Below are 20286 nucleotides of genomic sequence, written 5' to 3'. Positions count from 1 at the left end.
GTCTGATGGGTGTGTTGTCGTCGGGGCTGCGTAGGCAGTTGGAATCTGGGGTATTGGCGGCGCGTCGGACTGCTGAGGGTGCTACACGGGCTGCAGTCGAGGGTTTGGGGGTGTTTGCGGATCGGCGTCCGGAATATCTCGATGCTGAGCGAGCGGTGTTGCGTAATGGCTTGCGGGCCAAGTGGCGTCAGCTTGGTGGTGATCGTGATCTGCTAATCGCCGAGTGTGCGTACGAGCAGTGGCATCGACTGTTGTTTGCGCGGTTCTTGGCTGAGAATGGGTTGTTGCTGCATCCGCAGTTCAGGGCGCCGGTGTCGTTGATGGAGTGCGAGGAGTTGGCGGTCGAGCTCGGCGAGCCGGATGGTTGGTCGGTGGCGGCTCGGTTCGCCTCGGAAATCTTGCCCGGTATTTTTCGTCTCGATGATCCGGGTGTGCGGCTTCGACTAGCCCCGGAGGGACGCCATGCATTGGAGCAGATCCTGGCTGGTCTGCCTGCGGAGATATTTGTTGCTGATGATGCGTTGGGCTGGGTGTATCAGTTCTGGCAGAAGGAAAAAAAGGGTGAGGTAAACGCTTCGGAGCGCAAGATCGGCGGTGCTGATCTAGGACCGGTCACTCAGTTGTTCACCGAGAACTACATGGTTCGGTTCCTGCTAGAGAATTCGCTGGGTGCTTGGTGGGCGGCTCGCCATCCGGAGAGCCCGCTGGTACAGACCTTTGACTACTTGCGTTTCGACGATGCTGGTTTTCCGGCGGCGGGTTCTTTTGAGGGGTGGCCCGCGCGGGTGGCCGAGGTGACGGTGATGGATCCATGTTGCGGGTCTGGCCATTTCTTGATCGAGGCGTTTCCGATGTTGTGGCAGATGCGCGTCGAGGAAGAGGGATTAGGGCCGGTCCAGTCTCAGGATGCGGTGCTGCGCGACAACCTATTTGGTCTCGAATTGGATCCACGGTGTGTTCAGATCGCGATGTTCGCCGTGGCGCTACAGGCATGGAAAGCCGGCGGCGGGTGGCGTCCACTACCGGTTCCGAATATCGCGTGCTCGGGGATTCCGGTGAAGGCACCGGTTGAGGAGTGGACCAAGCTTGCCCACGGTGACGAGGGTCTGCAGAACGCTCTTGTCCGGTTGCATATTTTGTTCCGCGATGCGGACAGCCTCGGCAGTCTCATCGATCCCAAACGTGCCACGGAGATCAGCGACTCCAGCGGGCTGCAGCGCTCGTTTACCGATGTCAACTGGGACGACATCGCACCACTACTAGAGAAGGCCGCTCAAGCCGAGACTGCGGATCCCGCTACCGCCGTCCTTGGCGCAAATGCCGCCAGTATCGCTAAAGCCGCCGATTACCTCTCTCGCAGCTACACGCTGCTCATTACAAATGTTCCGTATCTGCATAGTCAATTTCAGGGCCAGCAGCTTAAGTCGCACTGCGAGACATACTTTCCAAAGTCAAGAGCCGATATCGCAACTGTCTTTCTCGAGAAGATCAATCGCTGGATTCAAAAGGGGGGAACGTCGGCTGTCGTCACTCCTCAAAATTGGACTTTTTTGTCGAGCTACCGACGTTTTCGAGAGGATCTGCTTGACAACGTATCGATCGCTGCTCTGGTCGGGCTTGGCGCCGGCGCGTTTCGCATGATTTCGGGCGAAGTTGTCCAACCAGTTCTAACTATAATGCATGGAGTCAAACCAACAGCAGCGACCGCAGCCTTCGCTCTCGAGGTCCGCAACGAAGATTTCGAGGCGAAAATTCGAGGGCTTAAGTCGGCGCCGATTCCTACTGTAACGCAGCAAGAACAGCGTAACAATCCTGATTCCGTTCTAACATTCGAGCCAGAAGCGGGTGGTGCTCTGCTTAGCACTATGGCCGATGGCCTTGTCGGCATACAGACCGGCGACAATCCGCAATTCGTGCGGTATTTTTGGGAATTGCCCTCCGTAAGCCATGGTTGGGAGTATCTTCAAGGCACTCCGAGCAGCCAGGTGCCTTACGACGGTCGAAGCCAGATCATTTACTGGCAGGATGGTCGCGGTGAACTAATGTCGTTCGTATCTGAGCAGCTGGGTGAAGGTCGAGAATCCGCTTGGATCCGAGGGAAAGCGGCGTGGGGCAGGCATGGAGTTGTGATGTCGCGCGCAGGTGACTTGCCTTGCGCGATCTATACCGGCGAACTGTTCCTGGACTCGGCGGCGGTAATATTGCCCGCGGATCCTTCGCTGCTGCCTGCAATTTTCGCCTACTGCGCCTCGCCTGACTATTCGTCGGCAGTTCGCCGAATAAACAAGAAGCTTATCGTTACGAATAAGACCCTTGCCAAGGTTCCTTTCGATGCTAATCATTGGCGTCAGGTCGCTGAAGAGCGTTTTCCGGATGGGTTGCCGGAGGCGTGGTCTGATGATCCGACTCAGTGGTTGTTTGAGGGTCGGCCTGAGGTTTCGAAAGCCTCGTTGCAGGCGGCGGTTGCGCGGTTGGTCGGATATCGGTGGCCGCAACAGGCTGAGGTTGATGACTTAGATCGGTTCAGCGATTCGGATGGGGTTGTGTGTTTGTCGTCGGTTGCTGGGGAGCCGCCGGCGGCAGATCGTCTGCAAAGGTTGCTGGCTGCTGCGTACGGAGATCGTTGGTCGCCGTCGATGGTCGGGGAGCTGCTAGAGCAAGCCGGTAGTAAGAAGAAGAGTGTTGCTGATTGGTTGCGGGATGACTTCTTCAAACAGCACTGTGCGTTGTTCGAGAACCGTCCTTTTATCTGGCACATCTGGGATGGACAACGCGATGGATTTTCGGCGCTTGTGAACTATCACAGGTTGAACCGCAAAGCACTTGAGAAGTTGATCTACACCTATCTCGGTACCGACTGGATCGAGCGGCAAAGGGCCGATATTCGCGACGAAGCCCCCGAGGCTGAAGGTCGTCTGGCCGCAGCGATGGACCTGCAACGGCGACTAGAGCTGATTCTGGAGGGCGAGTCACCTTACGACATCTACGTCAGATGGAAGAGGGCATACCAGCAGCCAATCGGTTGGAATCCCGATCTTAACGACGGAGTGCGTATGAACATCCGTCCGTTCGTCGAAGCCGGAGTGTTGCGATCCCAGCCAAACATCCACTGGCGCAAAGACCGCGGCACGAACCCCGACGGCACCGAACGGCTCAACGATATCCACCTCACCCTCGCCGACAAGCAACGAGCACAACAGTCCCAGGGCAGCACATGAGCCAGACTGTCCTTGATGCGCTGGTTACCTACATACAAGGCGCCGCTGATTACAACCAAAACGCGCAGGTAGCGCCCGTGGCTGTGCTGTGGCCGGATGAGGCAAGGTCCTGGGAAGCAGTCGTGGACAGACTCGGTGAGAGAATCCCCCTCATCTCGCTTGGTGAGTTTGATGTCGAGCATCGGCGAGGCCCAGCTTATTGGCTTCGCTGCGTCGTTGCCGGCACCTGCCCGCTCTCGCTTCCGGAAGGCGTGCCGGTCCTGTATCTGCCTGGTGTTGGGCGCAATTCGCTTAGGGCGGTTGACTCATGTCCACCACCACTAGCGCCAATCGCCGAGCTTCAGTACCGAAGCCAATGGTTCTCGCATCCAAACTCACGCGACTGGACTCCTCGGGCTCTGCTTACGCACGAAACGCGTGGACTCGGCCTGGCAATCGCTGAGGACGCCGGAACCTTATCGGCGTTGCGTCTTGCTTTGCAGCTCCTGATCGACGAGCCAATGGACAGGATCAAGAGTCACATGCTTGACGCCGATTTTTTCAACGAACTTGTCAATCCAGATCCTGTGCGAAGCATTCTTGACTGGCTCGATGACTCGACCGTATTTCGCAATCGCTTCGACGAAGCCCGGTTCGCGGCGTTCGTGCAACAGAGCAAGACAGACCTAGGATTTGATCCAACGTCTGATGGCGAAATCGTCGCCGCAAGGAAGCTGGCCGCGCGCGGCGGTGCTTGGTCGAAGGTGTGGAAACGCTTCGCAGAGACACCCGAGCGATATCCAGGGATACCTGGCCAATTGCGTAACGCTCGGCCCGACGAGTTGTTCGTAGATAATCGTGACGCTTGGCCGCAAGACAACGAATCCGAGGAAGCCGAGCTGCGGAGGGCGCTCAGTAGCTTCACGAATCTGACAGCCTACGAGGCTCGCAGCCGGGTGACCGAGTTGGAAGCAGAGCACGCATGGCGCCGAACAACGGTCTGGGCGGCCCTTGATGAGGCGCCGTTAGCTTTCGCGCTCGAACACCTTGTGGCGCTTGGCGATATCACTTCCAATGGCGAAGCCGCGAAGGACCTCAATGGCCTGCGGGATGACTATGAAAATCACGGATGGCGTGCGGATGAGGCAGCGCTTCGGACCCTAGCGGCGACTACGACCGATGAGGACCGAACTGCGACCGGCAACGCAGTCCGTACGATATACCTGCCATGGCTTGACCAAGGCGCCAAAGCTCTTCAGCAGGTAATCGGCCCGCTCGCCAATGCCGGAACATATGTGCCAGAGGAGACGAAGGCTCCGGAGCCAGGTGTTGTGACCGTCTTTGTAGATGGCCTACGCCTCGACATCGCTAGGCGCGTGCAAGACCGCCTGACAAACTTCGGATTGGACGTCGAGTTTCGGACGAATCTCGCTGCGTTGCCAACGGTAACGCAGACGGCGAAGCCAGCCCTTGTGCCGTGGGCCAACAGTGCGCTGGGGCCAGGTCCCGATCTCTTCGCCGCGGACGCATCGACCGGAACAAAGGCAACGATTCAAGTGCTTCGAGCGCACATGCAAGCGGCCGGTGTCCAGGTTCTCGGTCCCGTTGATAAGGGGCAGCCTGCGGGGGTTGCTTGGACCGAAGCAGGTGAGCTCGATCATCGGGGACATGACGTTGGAGGCCGGCTCGTCGACTACATCGATGAGGACGTACAACGAATAGCCAACCGGATTCGAGAGCTACTCGACGTAGGTTGGCAGCGAGTGGAGGTCGTGACCGATCACGGCTGGATACTCCTGCCAGGCGGCATGGAAAAGGTGGAGTTACCCAAGGCAGTGACCGAGGTGAAAAAAGGCCGGTGTGCGCGGCTTAAGGAGGGCGCGGTTGCCGACTCGCCCATCGTTCCTTGGTACTGGGATTCCGACGTTCGCATTGCGCTGGCTCCAGGTGTGTCGTGCTTCGAAGCGGGCAAGGAGTATGAGCATGGTGGCGTCAGTCCACAAGAGTGTTTCGTCCCCAGAATCTCAGTAATGTCGGGCAGCGCCGTGACGACTACCGCGCACGGACCTGAGATCACAACCTTCAGATGGCTCGGCTTGCTGTGTCGGATCGAGGTTGACGGCTTCGCCCATGGCGTGATTGCCGACATTCGCGCTTTGCCTGGGGCTGCCAACACAAGCATCGCCGAAACCGTCAAGGAAACTCAAGGCCCGGGCAAGGTGTCCCTAGTGGTGCCCGACGATAAGCATGAAGGAGAGCGGGCGTTCATTGTGCTTGCCGGGGCAGACGGTCAAGTCCTCGCTCAGCGCGAAGTGATAGTAGGAACAAATCGATGACGGCTTTGGACGAGCTCGACCAGCTAGCTGCCGAGGTGTTCGAGGGTTACCTCGTGCGTAAAGATCTCGCGCAGCAATTCCGGGGACAGTATCCAGTCCCGACCTATGTCGGCGAGTTCTTACTCGGCAGGTACTGCGCGACAACTGATTCCGACGAGATTGCTGAAGGTTTGGCGATCGTCGAGCGATCGATGAAGGAGCGTACAGTTCGGGCGGGCGAGGAAGAGCTTTTCAAGTCGCGAGCGCGCGAAATGGGTCACGTTAAGATCATCGACCTACTCCGGGCCCGTTTGGACGCTAAGTCCGACGCTTACAAGGCAGAGCTGCCGAGCCTGCAGCTCAACGATATTCACATCGCCGACGCGCTAGTGAACGAGCACGACCGCATGCTCACTGGTGGGTTCTACGCTGAGGTGTCGCTGGAGTACATTCCGGCACTTGGTAGGGAGTCCGGCGGTCAGCCATTCCGAGTCGAATCGGTGCGTCCTATTCAGATGTCCACCCGAGACGCCCTCCGCACATTCATCGACGGGCGGAAGCACTTCACGATCGACCAGTGGTGCGACTTGTTATTGCGCAGTGTCGGTTTCGAGCCCAGTCGGTTTTCAACCCGAGAACGGGATGTCCTTATCGCTCGCATGGTCCCGTTCGTGGTGCCCAACTACAACGCGGTGGAGTTGGGACCCCGTGGAACGGGAAAATCACACCTTTACCAACAGATCTCGCCGTATGCGCACCTAGTGTCTGGTGGTAAGGCAACGATTGCCAACATGTTCGTTAACAACGCGACTGGACGGCGTGGGCTCGTTGCGCAATACGACGTCATCTGCTTCGACGAGGTCTCTGGAGTGTCATTCGATACGAAGGAGGGAGTAAACATCCTCAAGGGCTACATGGAGTCCGGGGAGTTCAGCCGTGGCAAAGAGAGCATCCGTGCTGACGGCGGTGTCGTCATGGTGGGCAACTTCGATGTGGATGTCCTTGAAGAGCTTCGGCGCGGTCATCTCTTCGGCCCCATGCCCAAAGAGATGCGTAACGACACCGCGTTCCACGACCGGATTCATGCGTATCTACCAGGTTGGGACGTACCGAAGCTCGATCCTTCTTACTTCACAAATCATTTCGGTTTTGTCAGCGACTTTTTGGCTGAATGTTGGAGTCAACTCCGTCGAACGTCACGCCTCGAGGCGACGCAAGGTCGTCTCGATTGGGGAGACCAATTGAGTGGACGAGACCGAAAGGCTGTAAACAACACGGTCAACGGACTACTCAAGCTGCTGTGGCCGGACCCCGATACCGAGGTGCCCGACGACGCGTTGGGGTGGGCTGCGGAGCTCGCACTTGAGATGCGCCGACGGGTTAAGGAGCAGCAAGCCTTCATCGGTGCTGCCGAGTTCGGAAAGCTTGACCTGAGTTACCGGGTCGGCGGCGGACCCGAGACGGTGGTCTACTGCGACGAGTCGGTCAAACATCGACAGCGTCTGGAAAGCGAAGCGGCATCCGCGCCGGCCGAACCGTCGGAACGCGAGGCGCTTCCGGCACCTGATGAGAAAGAGGTTTCTGCGCGCGTTGCCGCTCGCGACTACGACGTTGGTGACCACATAGGCGGACGCTTCGAGGTAGAGGAGTTGCTTGGGAGTGGCGGCTTTTCGACAGTCTATCGGGTCCTGGACACCGTCGAGGGCGAGGAGCGAGCGCTCAAACTATTCGAGACGGCGGCCGGGTATGACGCTGTCCGCAGAGAGATCAGCGCTCTACGAAAGGTGCAACACCCCAATGTTGTGAAAGTTATCTGGGCCGACAGCACTGAACAGGGCGAGTGGTATCTCGTGATGGAGTACATCGACGGCGAGCTGCTCGCAGACTACGCAACTGGCAAGAAGCAGATGCGTGATCGTGAAGCGATCGACGTCGCGCTTGATGTACTAAATGCGCTTATCGCAATCCACCCAGACAGTGCGCGCCTCGATGAACTTGATCGCAAGAAGCGTGAAAGTGATTTGACATCAGACGAATACGACGAACTGATGGCCCTTAGCGAGAACGCTTTGGTACACCGAGACATCAAACCGCAAAACATCATACTGACGCGTTCGGGTGCGAAACTGCTTGACTTCAATATTGCCTCGCGGGTCGGCGACCCCGTCTACACTGTGTCAGGAACTCCGCCATACCAGCCTCCCGATGCGGACCTCACGCGATGGGACGTAACTACGGACCTATTCGCTGTAGGAGTAACTCTCTACGAGTTGCTCTGTGATGGCCAACATCCTTACCCAGGTGCGCGACCGATGGGCGGAGTCGAGCCCACGGATCCGAGGCAGTACCGAAAGGATCTTCCAGAGGCGATTGCCAAGTTCCTACTGCGGGCATGCGGGGCGGAGCGAAAGCAACGCTTCCAAACAGCAGCCGAGATGAAGTCGGCGCTCGAAGCTGTCAGAGCAGTGCTGTAACGATTGCGTGGCGATTCGACTTGGGCACCAGTGCGGCAGTCCCTCGAACTTGAGCGTGGCGGCCACTTTACAAATTTCTTCTGACGACCAGACTTTGCGGGCTAGCCCCCGCTAAGGTCAGGGTCGGCTGCATGGGCCCCTGATGAGTCGTGAGTTTTGGCGAGCCCGTCGAGCAAGCTTATCGCTCTAGGTTCGCCCGCTGCTGCGGCTCTCTGGAGCCAGGCCCATGCTTTGGGAATATCCTGTGGATCTGAACGGAGCAGGGCTTCCGCCATGCCAGTCATAGCACTCGGTTGCCCTGCGGCCGCGGCCTTCTCCATCCATGCTCGTGCTGTGGCGGTGTCAGGCGGGTTTGACTGCGCAAAGAGGTCGCTGAGATTGGCCATAGCGTCGGCGTTACCAGCGGCTGCCGCCGTCTCCCATAGCCTGCGCGCAGCCACGACGTCAGGTGGATTCATTCTTGCGAGCACGTTACCGAGGTTGTTCATGGCACTGATGTCACCGGAAGTCGCGGCTCTTTCAAGCCATCCGCGTGCCTCAGCCAGTTCAGGTGGATCTGATGTCGCGAGCAGCACGCCCAGTTCGGCCATTGCGCCCGTGTGCCCGGCACCGGCGGCGATCTCCAAGCAGAGACGTGCTGCTCTAGGATCTCGACTTTCCAACGCGGCCCCGATTTCGCAGAGCATCGCAGCGCCTCCACCTGCGGCAGCCATCTGCCACCAATCATGCGCTGCCGCGAGACGAGGAGGGTCTGACTCCGCAAGTAGCGCGCCTAAGTTCGCCATTGCCTCCGCATGACCCTCGCCTGCTGCTTTTCGCAACCACTGGTGTGCAGCCGACAGGTCGGGGGGATTCCAGTGTGTCAGCAATGCACCGAGGCTGGCCATCGAGCCGACGTCGCCGGCTGCCGCGGCCTTTTCCCACCAGCCGCGAGCCGCTGGGAAATCCGGCGGATCCCACCGGGTGGCGAGCAGGACACCGAGGCGGTACATGGCGCCGACATCACCGGACGCGGCGGCTTTCTCATACCAGCCGCGAGCCGCTGGCAGATCGGGCGGGTCTCGCCGGTCGGCGAGCAGGATCCCCAGGTTGGTCATGGCGTCAGTGCGTCCGGTGGCAGCGGCTTTCTCGTACCAGATGCTCGCAGTCCGGAAGTCCGGGGGATCCCACCTTTTCACAAGCAGGACACCAAGGTTGAGCATTGCGTCGGTGTCGCCGGCGGCCGCAGCTTTCTCGTACCACTTGCGGGCGGCGGACAGATCCGGCGGATTCCACTGCGAGGCAAGCAGAATACCGAGTTTTGTCATGGCGTCGGTATCGCCAGCCATGGCGGCTTTCTCCCACCACGTACGGGCGGCCGGCAGATCCGGCGGGCTCCACCAGGTGGCAAGCAGGGTGCCGAGGCCATTCATGGCGTCGGTGCGTCCAGCGGTGGAGGCTTTCTCCAACCATGCACGTGCCCCAGGCAGATCGGGTGGGTCCAACTGTGTGAGGAGGGCACCTAGCTGGGCCATGGCTTCAGCGTCGCCGGCTGTCGCAGCTTTCTCCCACCAGATCCGTGCAGTGGACAGATCCGGCGGGTTGCACTGCGTGAGTATGGCACCGAGTTGAGTCATTGCATCGGTGTCGCCGGCGGCGGCGGCTTTCTCGTACCCGCTACGGGCCGCCTGCATATCCACTGGACTCCAATCCCTGATGTTTTCATCAACCATGATGGAAACCCTGTCATGTGAGCGGGCTCTACGAGCCGGTTTTAGGTTGGAGGGTCAAATTTAGAGGCCTGGTGGACGACGGTCGTTCGCGTGATCTTCGAGATCGAGGGGTCGGCGCAGCATATGCTGAGAACAGCGAGGCCGAGCTAGCGGCGGGGTTCGGCCCATCCGTCGTGTTTCTCGGCGAGCACGGTGCCGAGTAGGCTGCGACGTCAGGTGCACTCACACGCCCGTGGACCAGGGCTGACCCTGAAGATTCATTGGCCACAGTTAAAGTGGGTGCGTATCCTTACCTTGGATTTGTATCGTCGATGGTAACCGGCACCGCCCTAGCCGACCACGACTGGCCAGCGGCGAAACAAAATCAAAACGTCATAGCCCGCAAGGGCCCGCAATACAGTGCCGTAGGTCGCTGGCGGACTGAATCACCCCGGGTGCCGTACCCATTCAACGAAGGCGTTGAGGGTAGAGACCAACCGCATCTCATCCACCGACCGCGCGCGGGTGTTCAGCAACTCATCTGTGCACACCAGGTACGCCAGGCACCGCGCCCGGCTGATCGCCACGTTAAGCCTATTGCGCGAGAACAGGAAGTCCGCGCCGCGGACCATGTCGGCGCCCGTCGACGTAGCCATGCTGAAGAAGACGACAGCGGCCTCGCCGCCCTGGAACTTGTCGACAGTTCCGACCGGCACATTGGCAGTGCGCGGATCACTGTCGAGGCGTTGCCTGATTGTCCGGACCTGATCGTTATAGGGCGCGACGACCATGAAATCACTGACAGTCAGAGGCGTTTCGTCACCGTCAAAGTTGACCCAGGGCGTACCGATTAGTCGGCTTATTTCCTCGGCAATCATCTGCGCCTCTTCGGTCGAAGAAGTGGTGTTGCCTTGGTGATCGGCGCGCAACCACCGCAGTCCCGTGCCAGCGACGGTACTCTGCCTTTCGCAGTTCTTGTGATAGCCCAGTCGTCCCTCGTAGATCTCGGCGGAAATGAATCGGCATATGTCTGGGTGCATGCGGCGGGTCTCGGTGAGGAAAACTCCGCGATCGTTGGGCAACGTCACATCCTCGCCGAGCACGTGTTCGAGCACGCTGCGACCGCCCCCACCCGGGTGTAGCGCTTGCATCACATGCGGCAATTGCAGCGGATCACCAAGCAAGATCAGATTGCGGGCCGAGGTCGACGCCGCCAACGCATCGGCGAGGGCAAGTTGGCCGGCTTCGTCGATCAGCAATACGTCGACCGGCGCATCCACCATCTTGTCGCTCGAAAATAACCAGGTGGTACCGCCCACGAGGTTGTAGTCGCTGCGGGCGCAGCCCGAGTTGTCAGCGGCATTCTTGATGCCGTCCAGCTTTTGCGTCGAACCAACCGGGGGTTTGCGCACAGCGCGAAGGATTCCGCGGTCACCCTTCCGCTCGAAGACTTCCACGATCTTGCGAAGCAGGTTCTCGATGGCCCGATGACTGAACGCCGTAACCCCGACCCGTTGGCCAGCAGCCACCAACGCGTGGACCATGTGGGCGGCACTGTACGTTTTCCCGGTACCCGGCGGTCCCTGGACGGCAACATAACTGTCGTCCAACTCCGTTGCCCACTTGACCATTTCATGGAGATCGTCGGCGAAGGTCCCTGCGGGCGGACCGCCGCCGTCGCGGAACTGAGGCACTTTCCGCCTTAGCAGCGCGTCGGTTACTCGGTTGGCTGGCTTGCCCTCAAGTAGCTGTGAGGCAAAGTTCGACAAGGCTTTTCGTTTGTCGTCGGTTCGCACCCACGTATGCACCACAACTGTTGAAGGTAGATGACCTACCTCTTGGTGCTGCTGGTTCCACATCAAGTCCAACTCGAACCCCTCACGATCCAGCCGGTCGATTTTTGCCGCGGTCCACTGGCCATCGGGCAGAAGGTACAGGACCATCTCGTCGCCGTGCGGGAAACCGTCAAGCGATTGCGGCGGGAAGGTGAAACGCATCGCCGGCACGTCTAGCTCTTGGCCCTTCTTGCCGAACCGTGGATGCAGTCCGATGGGCTCGAGGGCAGTGATCGCGTCTCGGTCATCGAACAGCTCCGAGCTGTCCTGTTGGCACTGAGCCAATTTCGGTGCAATGTAGGCCGACCATTCGCGGGTCCAGTAGCCGAGTAGGTCACCGAGAAGGTGTTCGGGTGTTCCATCGTCGAAAGAGTGGAATGCGGCAATCTGTGCGTCGATGTCCAGGAGCACCTGGCTAATCTCGAATTGGGCTTGCCGCCACGGCAGCTCGGACGGTCGGTGCTCAACCAGCCAGTCACGGAAGGCCATGGTGGCGCGCACGTCGTCTTCGTTGTAGGCAGCGATGGCGTTCAGCTCGGCGCCTTCACCGTCGGCCATGAACTTCTCATACTGCACCACGGCGCCGGCACCCTTGTCGATCTCATGACTGCGCTCGAAGTCGGTCAGTCGCTCGACACACTTGAGGCTGTACGACTCGGTGCCTACCTGTATGGAATTACGCGCCACGCTGAGCAGATCGACGAACAAGCCGGTCTGCACGAGGCGGCCAACTTCCGCCTCCGCGACACCATGGGCTGCGGCCAATGCTTCCAGCGCAGAACGCTCTGTGTGGTTGTAGTGGTAGACGTGCATCGCCGGATACTGCTTCCGTCGCGCCGCGAGGTAACTGATCAGACTGGTCACCGCCTGCGCTTCCTGCTCGGGGTTATGCGCCCACCACGACTTGTATTGCCATTCGCCGTTTCCGTCGCGTTCGATGAGTCCGAACAGGAAGAACAATCCCCTATCGGCCCGCCAAAACGGATGGCCCTCAAAGTCCAGGAAGATATCGCCCACGTCGGGCTCGGGCAGTAATTCGAACCCACGTCCTCGTTGCGGATCATCACCGGACTCGATCACCGAGAAGTGCGGCCGCACATCACCGCTTAAGCGCGCTGCTACCTGCAATTCCGCCTGAGTCACCAGCCACTTCAATCTTTCCGCCCGGATGCCCACAAACTCGCCGTGCAGTGCGCCGAGTTGTGCCAGCGTAGTCACGCCACCATCGCCCAACACTTCTCGTTCAGCGCCACGGATGCCGGGGATGTAGATCAGCGAGTCTTCCTCGCGCCATTGCGCTTCACACGCCGCGAAGAATTCGCAGAAGGCGCAGTGCGGGCAGGGCTCAGGCACGGTCGATCCATTCGGGCCGGCGTCAACCGCCGCAGAGAGCTGTTTGCGAAGCCGTCGCCAGTAGGGACGGAACTCGTTGACTCGCAATGTCTCCCGGCGGCCCGATCCCAGCAGGATGTGCACCCGTTGCGGATCCACACCGGTGAGCTCACCGATGGCATCGGCATAGAAGCACAGCTGTAGGACGTGGCCCGGCTTGGCGTCGACCCGTGTCAGCTTCGCGTCCACCGGCTCGTACGTGACGTCCCCCGTTTCGTTATCGACCACTCGTTCGATGAAGTCGGCGATACCCCGAATCCCATCGTGTATGAATGGCATCTGGTAGACGACGTCCCAGCCATCAGCGAGCGGGTTCCCAACGCGCGCTACCCAGTCGGCAAAGGTTTCCTTCTCGGCCCCCCTCCGAGGTGGAACATCGAATACCGACTTTCGTTGAGTCCTATACTCGGCGAGGCACGCCTGTTCGTGTACTTCCCCTTTGCGCACCAACAGCCGAGTGAAGGAACCGAACGCCTGCTCTGGCTCAGCGAGTTCCCCGTCGTCGACCTTGTTGCGCAACGTCAGGTAGTGCGGGCAGTCAAGCCATGCGGTGATCTTCGAGGGCGTGATGAGCCGTTGCTGGGTCAAGAATCCGCCTCCTTGTCGGTCGCCCATTGGCCTGACAACACGTGGCTTTCTCGCCAAGTGGGCCACGCAGCTCATGGACAAAAACAGTCCGCCCAAGCACATCGGGACGCCTCGTTGCCGTGGGCCACGCTAGCGTCTTTGCGCTATGTCTTGGCGGCATTTGGCGATGATCCATATAGGTGCCGGCCGTCCATTCAACCGACCGCGCCGTGCAACAGAGCCCAGACGTCACGACGTACTGCTGCGCGGCGGGTCGAGCCGCCTCAGCGCTTCGCGAAATTCAGCATTCGGGCTGGAGCCTGGCAGCACAGCTAACACGTCGCGCAACGCCTGGTCGATGCCGACGCCCTTCTTGCGGGCGCCGTACAGCGCACCGACGGTGGGCGTGCGGCTGTATGCCTGGACGCAATGCGCGAACACAGTGCGGCCCTTGGCTCGCAATTGTTCTATGGCCCGCACGGTGTCGAGCAGCACGAAATCGACATGGTCGTTCTCGCCCTCTTGGTCGATGAGTCGGACATCGAGCTGTGTGACGCCGGCCGGCAAGTACTCATCCTTGACCCGACATAGCGACACGACCGCGTCCACTCCTTTCGGCAACTCGTGCAGAGCCGCGACACCGCCGATCCATACCTGGTCGTCGTAGGGGTGCTGGACAGGCTTGCGGGCTTCGGGAAAACCACTGTAGGTGTAGTCGAAGGTGTCGGCCCGGCCTTTGTCGATGATCTTGTCGGCCAGTTTGATCAGTCCCCGCGTCGTGAGGCCAGGCCAGCCCTGCAACATCGACCGCCACCGCGAGGGCACCGCGGAGGCGCCGTAGGCAGCGCCGAGTAGGGCGCCCGCAATGGCCGCGACGGTGTCAGTGTCGTGGCCGCCGCGCACCGCTGCCTCTAACGCCAGTCGCAGGTGATCGGCCCGGAAGACCTCCGAAGCCGGATCCTCCTCCGGCACAGGTGTATTCACGATCGCCGACCACGCGGCCTGCAGTGCGGCGACTACCCAGCCGTTCTTAGTGGAGAAAGCCGATGGCTGCGACGCCTCGGCCTCGTCGAAGCGCGACGCCCACAGCTCACGGCGCCCGGCATCGATGCGGCCCAGCCCGATCCGCGCGTCGAGCTCGCCGGTCCAGATGGCATGGCGGATCGCGGCGCACCACAGCACACAGGCATCACCGGCGTCGGGGTCATAGTGCGTCAGTTCACTGACCGCACGCGCGGCTTCCACCAGTGCCGCCTCATCGTCTAGGTAGGCGAGCGCGACCGGGGCAGTGCGCATCAGCGAGCCATTCCCGGCGGTGTGGCCGGTGCGCTCGTGCAGCGCAGCCGACTCTTCACGGGCACTGCGAGCCGAGATTCCACGCCGGGCTGCGGCAGACAGAACCGAACGAGTCTGGTTGCCAACATCTTGGGCGGTTCTCGCCCACCAACCCCAGCGCTCCACGATGTAGTCTTGCGTCTTCTCGTCACGCAGGTCCGCCCCGGTAGCCGCGATCTCGGCGATCGCGATGGCCATCGAGGTGTCGTCGGTCCATTCGCCGGGCTTGAACGGTCCGAGTCCGCCACCGATCATGTCGACCGAGACGTCGGAAGCGAGCGGCGGTCCAAATTCGTAGCCGGTGCCCAGAGCATCGCCGGCGGCGGAGGCGAGCAGCGCACCGCACGCCCGATCACGTTGTGCAGCAGTAAAAGTCATAGCATGTCTCCTTCGTTGCGCAGGGGCGCAGGTTCAGCTGCGCGTAAGAATGAAGTGGGTGCAGCGATGTAGCGGCGAAGATTCCCCCGACCAGGCGGATGGTCGGCTTCTGAGTCCGTCATGGCTCAAGCAGATCCGCCGACTAGACAAATCCTTGATCGACCAAGACCGAACCTTCGGGGGTGACCAGATGTGCTTGGCCGGAGCCTTCGACGAAACCGCACCAGCTCTTCACCTCCAGCCCTCCGCGTTGCAGTTCGACGTGGAACACGTACTTGCCTGGCAGCGGCACACACACCCGCTGACCGGGCAGCTCGTGGAGCACCTCGACGGGCGGGTAGCGCAACGCAGCGCGCAGGTCGCCGTCAAAAACACGCCCGCGGATGCGCCCATCGATCAACTCGGCGAGTCGCGTGTCCAGCGCCCGAATCTGCTCGCTTGTCAACGGTGAGCGCGGCGGGCGCAGCAGTTCCAGAAGTACGGGGACCGGGTTGCGTTCGATGGCGACATCGAACGGGGTGCGCCCCCTTGAATCCCGCAGCGACCGCAACGACCCCCGGTCCAGCAACTCAGTGACGACTTCTGGGGACGCACCGTGCCAGGCGGCTTGATGCAAGGCGGTGAACCATGCCGTACCGCCCGGTCGCCACTGGTTAATGACGAGCCAGTTCCACTCGCGGTCCAGCACATGCATCACCTCATGCCAGTTGCCGGCTTTTGCCGCATCGGCGAGCCGGTGACCGGTGCTGACAAAGTCATCGGCCATGACTGAGGTGTCCAGCACGCCCTGCCACGGCCGGGCACCACGAATGATCTCGCTGTAAGTCGTCATGAGACCTCCTTGTTTCGAGCCTCCCCGCGGGAGGCGCTCTTGCCGGCACCGATTGGTGTCGGCCGCTTCGTCATCCGAGCCACCCACGAGCGTGGGGTTGGCGCGCCGTCTAGTCGGAGCTTGGCGACGGCATCTCATGAAGCAATGTGAGTGTAGGGCGACGCACCGACAACTGACGTCGCACAGTTCCGGCGCTCGTACCTGCAATCGCTCCCGCATTCTTCCGGTCGGGTTTGCTGCACTGTCGCAGTATGCGCTGCGATGCAACAGTAACATGCCGCCGCTTCATCCTGCAACTATGCAGTGTAGGCTGCAGCTATGCAGCAACGAGATCGGCGGTCGCCCTCGTCCGACGACCAAGTCAGTAGCGCTTTCGCTGAGCGGGCTAAGGCAGCCCGGTTGGCCACAGGGCTGACCCAGCAGCAGCTGTCTGACCGCCTGAAGGAAGCCGGTGTCTCGCTCGACACGTCGGCGATTACGAGAATCGAGGCTGGACAACGAGAGCCCCGGCTCAGCGAAGCCCTCGCCATCGCGAAAGTGCTGGACTTCGGACTTAACGATCTTGCCCCTGAAGCAGATCTCGACTCCTACATGAGCGCCGTCGAGCGGTCGATGAACGACAGCCGCGCCGCGCTGGTCACGTTGCTGCGGTCGGTGGATCCGGTCGTCGACCTCGTACGACGAAACCCCAGCTGCCTCGGCGGCAGCCACCTTGAGGACCGCTTCAGTCAACTAATCGAGCGGTTTCATCAGCGAATGTCGGATGAACACTTCGCCCTCGGGGACCAGCCCACGATGAACGTCGCTATTGCGACGAACCGGGCCGATGAGAAGCTGAAACGTCAACTGCTGCGGGCCGTTAGCGAAGGAATTCTGGTCAAACGCGACGAGATCCAACCCGCGTACGACAGATGGTTCAAAGAGCATGTCTCCGAAGGCCGCCAGGGGGCTGTGACTAGGGGCCAGACGAGTCGTGGACGCCAGCTCGATGAGCCCCGTATCCGCGCCGGACGGTGGGATGAACATTTCAGTCAGCTGCTGGACTATGTCCGCCAGCACGGTCATGCCCAAGTGCCGCGTTCCTACACCACCCCCGACGGGGGCCGGCTGGGGGCATGGGTCGTCGACCAACGCACTCGCTTCAAGCGGGGCTTGCTCGATCCCGATCTGACGGCACGACTCGCGGAATTACCGGGCTGGGCGTGGAACACGCGAGCCAGCCGGTCGTCGTCTGTCGCGAGAACCAGGATATAGGCGCAGAAGGGACAGCTTTCCCCATAACGCGCAAACCGCAGTGCACATGCCCCCGCCGGGGGTAAACACCACTCGGACCCACCAGGGTGCCGCCGCCCAATGACAACTCGCTCATCTCGACGCTCAAGGCACTCGCTCCTGTCGGTGAGCCGATGTAACCTGAACCTGCTTCACGAGATGCCGTCGCCAAGCTCCGACTTGACGGCACGCCAACCCCACGCTCGTGGGTGGCTCGGATGACGAAGCGGCCAGCACCGAGCGGTGCCGGCAAGAGCGCTCCCGTGGTCGGGGGCCAACGGGAAGGCGTGTCATGACTGAGTTCACTTCAGACGACCAGTGGCGATCGTTCCAAACCTTTGTTGCGGCCTACCTTGCAGGCATGGTGCATCCTCGAGACGTCTTCACCATGTCACGCAGGTCTGCCGTAATGCCTCCGCTCGTGGAGTTCCGGTGCGATGCTGCCGGTCGGCTTTGGTTAAGTACGGGAGCACTGGCGTGGAGCAACGAGCACGACGCCGCCGTCCAAGTCTCGCGCGAGCACCTCAATCACGCCGCCTCTCAAACGGTCAACGCACTGCGTGGTTCTTCGGACCTGAACGAGCCGAGCGACCTGCGCCTCAGTGGCAGTGGTCCCGCAAGTGCGGTTGCAGTGCTCGCACGTGGCGGGTTCATGAGCGGTGATAACAGCGACTCCGCCAGAAAAGTCGCCCTAGACGCGCGGATGTCGGCGGATATCGATGTCGAGGGTGACCCCATCGAAGCGGCGGCCCAAGCGATCGGTAGCGGCGTGTTCGCCAAGACCAGGAGCGGTTCGATCGCCGCGATAGCCTGTGCCGCTGAATTGGCGCGTCTACGAAATTGGATCGATCCCTTCAGTGCGACGCCGAAGTCGGGCTACTTGGTCGGTGGCGGCTCATCCGAGGACGCCGACGAGTAAGCCCGCGTCACGTCGGCGGTCAGCAGGATCACCGTCATACAATTGCTCGGCCACGAGAAGGTCCTCGATCTCCGTCGCGCACCGCTCGGTGTGAAAGTGAAGGTGGCACAGCAAATAAGTGATGCGAACCGCTGGGCGCGGCGACACGTATGGCCGCTCGGGTCCAGCATGATGGCCGGCGAAGGCTCGACTCTAAAGGCTGCTACGGCCTCGCCGGCAATGCCGCCAACCACCCCTCCGAAAGCAACTCGAGCAACTGCCCATCCGGATCCCGGATCATCGCCATCGCTTCACCCACGGTCCCATCGACCACCGCTCCCCCGAACTCGGCCACCCGAGCCAACACGCCAGGCAAATCGGACACCGAGAACGAGATGTGCGTCAGCCCGACCTGATCCATCACCCGCTCCGAGCCGGCATGAACCTGACGCTTCGAGTAGTCCATCAGTTCGAGCACCAAGCCGTCGCGCACCAGGTACGTCGCGTGCACGCCGAGCGGCTCGGGCAGCCCGACGAGCTGGGAGGTCGGGCCGTCGGGCGGGTCGAGCTCCCACCAGAACTGGAACCCCAGCAAGCCCTCGTAGAAGCGGCGCGACCGCTCGCGGTCGCGGACGCATAACCCAACGTGATTGAAAACCGTCCGATGGTTCGTCATGACACCCTTTCCGCACCAAACCGGGCGCCCCAGGCGGCGGCGTCGACCGACCTGCAAACCGCTTCCACCGGGGAGCCTAAACGCGTAATAATGCAAAGATAATAAGCGCACCGCCGGATGAGCAGATTACCTTCCGTGGGAGGGCTTTTCGATGGCCACACGTCCGAACGTCAGCGCCGACGCGATCGTTGACTTCGACCATCACTCCGATGCGTTCAACCTCAACGAACTGGCCGTCAACGCCGACCTGCGGCAGCGATGTCCCGTGGCGTGGAACGAGAACTACGGCGGGTTCTGGTTCCTCAGCAGCTACGACGCCGTCAGCCAAACCGCCCGCAACGGCAACACTTTCGCCCACAAGTACGAGCCCAACGCCGACGACGGCGTCGACTATCAAGGCGAGATGGGCGTCCCGCGTCCCGACGGCCAGCCGGCCCTGGGCATCGGCGAGGTCGACGGCCCCTACCACCAAGCGCTACGCCACGCGCTGGCGCCGTTCTTCTCCCCCGGCGCCGTCGAGAAGCTTAAGCCGTTCATGGAGCAATCCGCCCACTGGTTCCTCGATCAACACATAACAAAAGGCCACATGGACCTGGTGCTCGACTACGCCAGCCCGGTCCCGGCCATCCTGACCATGAAGTTGATGGGCCTGCCCTACGACAACTGGCACCTGTACGCCAACCTCTTTCACTCCGTCATGGCAGTGCCGCAGGACAGCGACGAGTACGCCAGCGCGATCGCCAAGGTGCCCGCCATGATGGAAGAGGTCCTCGAGTTCGCGGCCAACCGACGAGCCGACGCCCGAGAAGACTTGACTAGCTTCCTCATTCAGTTCGAGTTCGACGGCCACCGCCTCACCGACGAGCAGCTGCTCAACATCCTGTGGAACCTCATTGGCGGCGGCGTCGACACCACCACCTCCCAAACCGCGCTCACGCTCAGACACTTGGGCACCCATCCGGACATCAGACAGCAGCTCATCGACCACCCGGAGCTCTACCGCACCGCCACCGACGAATTCCTGCGCTACTTCTCGGTCAACCAAACCCTCAGCCGCACAGTCACTCACGACGTCGTCCTCGCCGGCCAACGCCTCCGCAAGAACGACAAAGTCGTCATCAGCTGGCTGTCCGCCAACCACGACGAAAACGAATTCGACCGGCCCGACGAGGTCATTCTCGATCGCGCACCCAACCGCCACGTCGCGTTCGGGCTCGGCCCGCACCGCTGCATCGGCTCGCACCTTGCCCGGCTGATGTCCGCCGTGCTGGTCAAGGCCGTCCTCGACCGCATCCCGGACTACCAGGTCGACGTCGAGAACGTCCATCAATACCTGGGCAACCCGAGCATGACCGGCCTGGGCAACCTTCCGGTCACCTTCACGCCGGGAACCAGCCGGGCAACAGAACGGCCGTGGTGATCGC

General features: G+C 61.1%; 11 protein-coding genes and 2 riboswitches. Of the genes, 6 read left to right on the top strand and 5 right to left on the bottom strand.

Annotated elements, in window-relative coordinates; all coding sequences use genetic code 11:
• Nucleotides 1-5: 5 nt before the first annotated feature.
• Genes AC5Y30_RS01730 through brxL form a run of 3 tightly spaced genes read left to right on the top strand, consistent with a single transcriptional unit; the run spans nt 6 to nt 7986 of the window.
• Entirely contained in the window at nt 6-3218 is a 3213-nt protein-coding gene (locus AC5Y30_RS01730) for an Eco57I restriction-modification methylase domain-containing protein (protein WP_499915750.1), read from the top strand.
• On the top strand, nt 3215-5533 hold the full coding sequence (gene pglZ / locus AC5Y30_RS01725; RefSeq protein ID WP_499915749.1) for a BREX-1 system phosphatase PglZ type B: 2319 nt from the start codon (nt 3215-3217) through the stop codon (nt 5531-5533). Before AC5Y30_RS01730 ends, pglZ begins: the two co-directional genes overlap by 4 nt.
• Nucleotides 5530-7986 carry a BREX system Lon protease-like protein BrxL gene (gene brxL, locus AC5Y30_RS01720; protein ID WP_499915747.1) on the top strand — a complete coding sequence of 819 codons (2457 nt, stop codon included), beginning with the start codon at nt 5530-5532 and terminating at the stop codon, nt 7984-7986. Before pglZ ends, brxL begins: the two co-directional genes overlap by 4 nt.
• Before the next feature lie 101 nt (nt 7987-8087).
• On the opposite strand, the gene AC5Y30_RS01715 is transcribed toward brxL, so the two are convergent.
• From AC5Y30_RS01715 to AC5Y30_RS01700, 4 genes are all read right to left on the bottom strand, one after another.
• Entirely contained in the window at nt 8088-9698 is a 1611-nt protein-coding gene (locus AC5Y30_RS01715; RefSeq protein ID WP_499915745.1) for a tetratricopeptide repeat protein, read from the bottom strand.
• Nucleotides 9699-10123: 425 nt separating this feature from the next.
• Complete coding sequence (locus AC5Y30_RS01710) at nt 10124-13492, bottom strand: TM0106 family RecB-like putative nuclease (RefSeq protein ID WP_499915743.1); 3369 nt, start codon at nt 13490-13492, stop codon at nt 10124-10126.
• Between the two features lie 228 nt (nt 13493-13720).
• Nucleotides 13721-15184, bottom strand: coding sequence for an ADP-ribosylglycohydrolase family protein (locus AC5Y30_RS01705; protein ID WP_499915742.1), 1464 nt, complete (start codon nt 15182-15184; stop codon nt 13721-13723).
• Between the two features lie 142 nt (nt 15185-15326).
• Complete coding sequence (locus AC5Y30_RS01700; protein WP_499915740.1) at nt 15327-16016, bottom strand: ankyrin repeat domain-containing protein; 690 nt, start codon at nt 16014-16016, stop codon at nt 15327-15329.
• A 30-nt stretch (nt 16017-16046) separates the two neighbouring features.
• A riboswitch (SAM riboswitch) is annotated at nt 16047-16158 on the bottom strand.
• A gap of 176 nt (nt 16159-16334) precedes the next feature.
• Here AC5Y30_RS01700 and AC5Y30_RS01695 point away from each other — a divergent pair.
• Nucleotides 16335-17270 carry a Helicase associated domain protein gene (locus AC5Y30_RS01695; protein WP_499915738.1) on the top strand — a complete coding sequence of 312 codons (936 nt, stop codon included), beginning with the start codon at nt 16335-16337 and terminating at the stop codon, nt 17268-17270.
• Nucleotides 17271-17438: 168 nt separating this feature from the next.
• Nucleotides 17439-17550, top strand: a riboswitch (SAM riboswitch).
• 30 nt (nt 17551-17580) lie between these two features.
• Nucleotides 17581-18207, top strand: a complete 627-nt coding sequence (locus tag AC5Y30_RS01690; protein WP_499915736.1) for a hypothetical protein — start codon at nt 17581-17583, stop codon at nt 18205-18207.
• Nucleotides 18208-18409: 202 nt separating this feature from the next.
• Here AC5Y30_RS01690 and AC5Y30_RS01685 read toward each other — a convergent pair whose 3' ends face one another.
• Nucleotides 18410-18862, bottom strand: coding sequence for a VOC family protein (locus tag AC5Y30_RS01685; protein WP_499915735.1), 453 nt, complete (start codon nt 18860-18862; stop codon nt 18410-18412).
• Between the two features lie 151 nt (nt 18863-19013).
• On the opposite strand from AC5Y30_RS01685, the gene AC5Y30_RS01680 reads away from it, so the two are divergent.
• Nucleotides 19014-20282: a cytochrome P450 gene (locus AC5Y30_RS01680; protein WP_499915733.1), complete on the top strand. Its 1269-nt coding sequence runs from the start codon at nt 19014-19016 to the stop codon at nt 20280-20282.
• The last annotated feature ends 4 nt before the right edge of the window (nt 20283-20286 follow it).

The sequence above is a fragment of the Mycobacterium sp. NGS27 genome (assembly GCF_059813005.1).
The sequence above is the reverse complement of the archived record's forward strand: the minus strand, read 5'-3'. Positions and strand labels throughout refer to the sequence as shown.

What these genes read in the sequence shown, in the direction of transcription:
- brxL (WP_499915747.1), top strand. Translation starts at nt 5,530, where the DNA reads ATGACGGCTTTGGACGAGCTCGACCAGCTAGCTGCCGAGGTGTTCGAG.
- AC5Y30_RS01715 (WP_499915745.1), bottom strand. Translation starts at nt 9,698, where the DNA reads ATGGTTGATGAAAACATCAGGGATTGGAGTCCAGTGGATATGCAGGCG.
- pglZ (WP_499915749.1), top strand. Translation starts at nt 3,215, where the DNA reads ATGAGCCAGACTGTCCTTGATGCGCTGGTTACCTACATACAAGGCGCC.
- AC5Y30_RS01700 (WP_499915740.1), bottom strand. Translation starts at nt 16,016, where the DNA reads ATGACGACTTACAGCGAGATCATTCGTGGTGCCCGGCCGTGGCAGGGC.
- AC5Y30_RS01730 (WP_499915750.1), top strand. Translation starts at nt 6, where the DNA reads ATGGGTGTGTTGTCGTCGGGGCTGCGTAGGCAGTTGGAATCTGGGGTA.
- AC5Y30_RS01685 (WP_499915735.1), bottom strand. Translation starts at nt 18,862, where the DNA reads ATGACGAACCATCGGACGGTTTTCAATCACGTTGGGTTATGCGTCCGC.
- AC5Y30_RS01705 (WP_499915742.1), bottom strand. Translation starts at nt 15,184, where the DNA reads ATGACTTTTACTGCTGCACAACGTGATCGGGCGTGCGGTGCGCTGCTC.
- AC5Y30_RS01680 (WP_499915733.1), top strand. Translation starts at nt 19,014, where the DNA reads ATGGCCACACGTCCGAACGTCAGCGCCGACGCGATCGTTGACTTCGAC.
- AC5Y30_RS01690 (WP_499915736.1), top strand. Translation starts at nt 17,581, where the DNA reads ATGACTGAGTTCACTTCAGACGACCAGTGGCGATCGTTCCAAACCTTT.
- AC5Y30_RS01695 (WP_499915738.1), top strand. Translation starts at nt 16,335, where the DNA reads ATGCAGCAACGAGATCGGCGGTCGCCCTCGTCCGACGACCAAGTCAGT.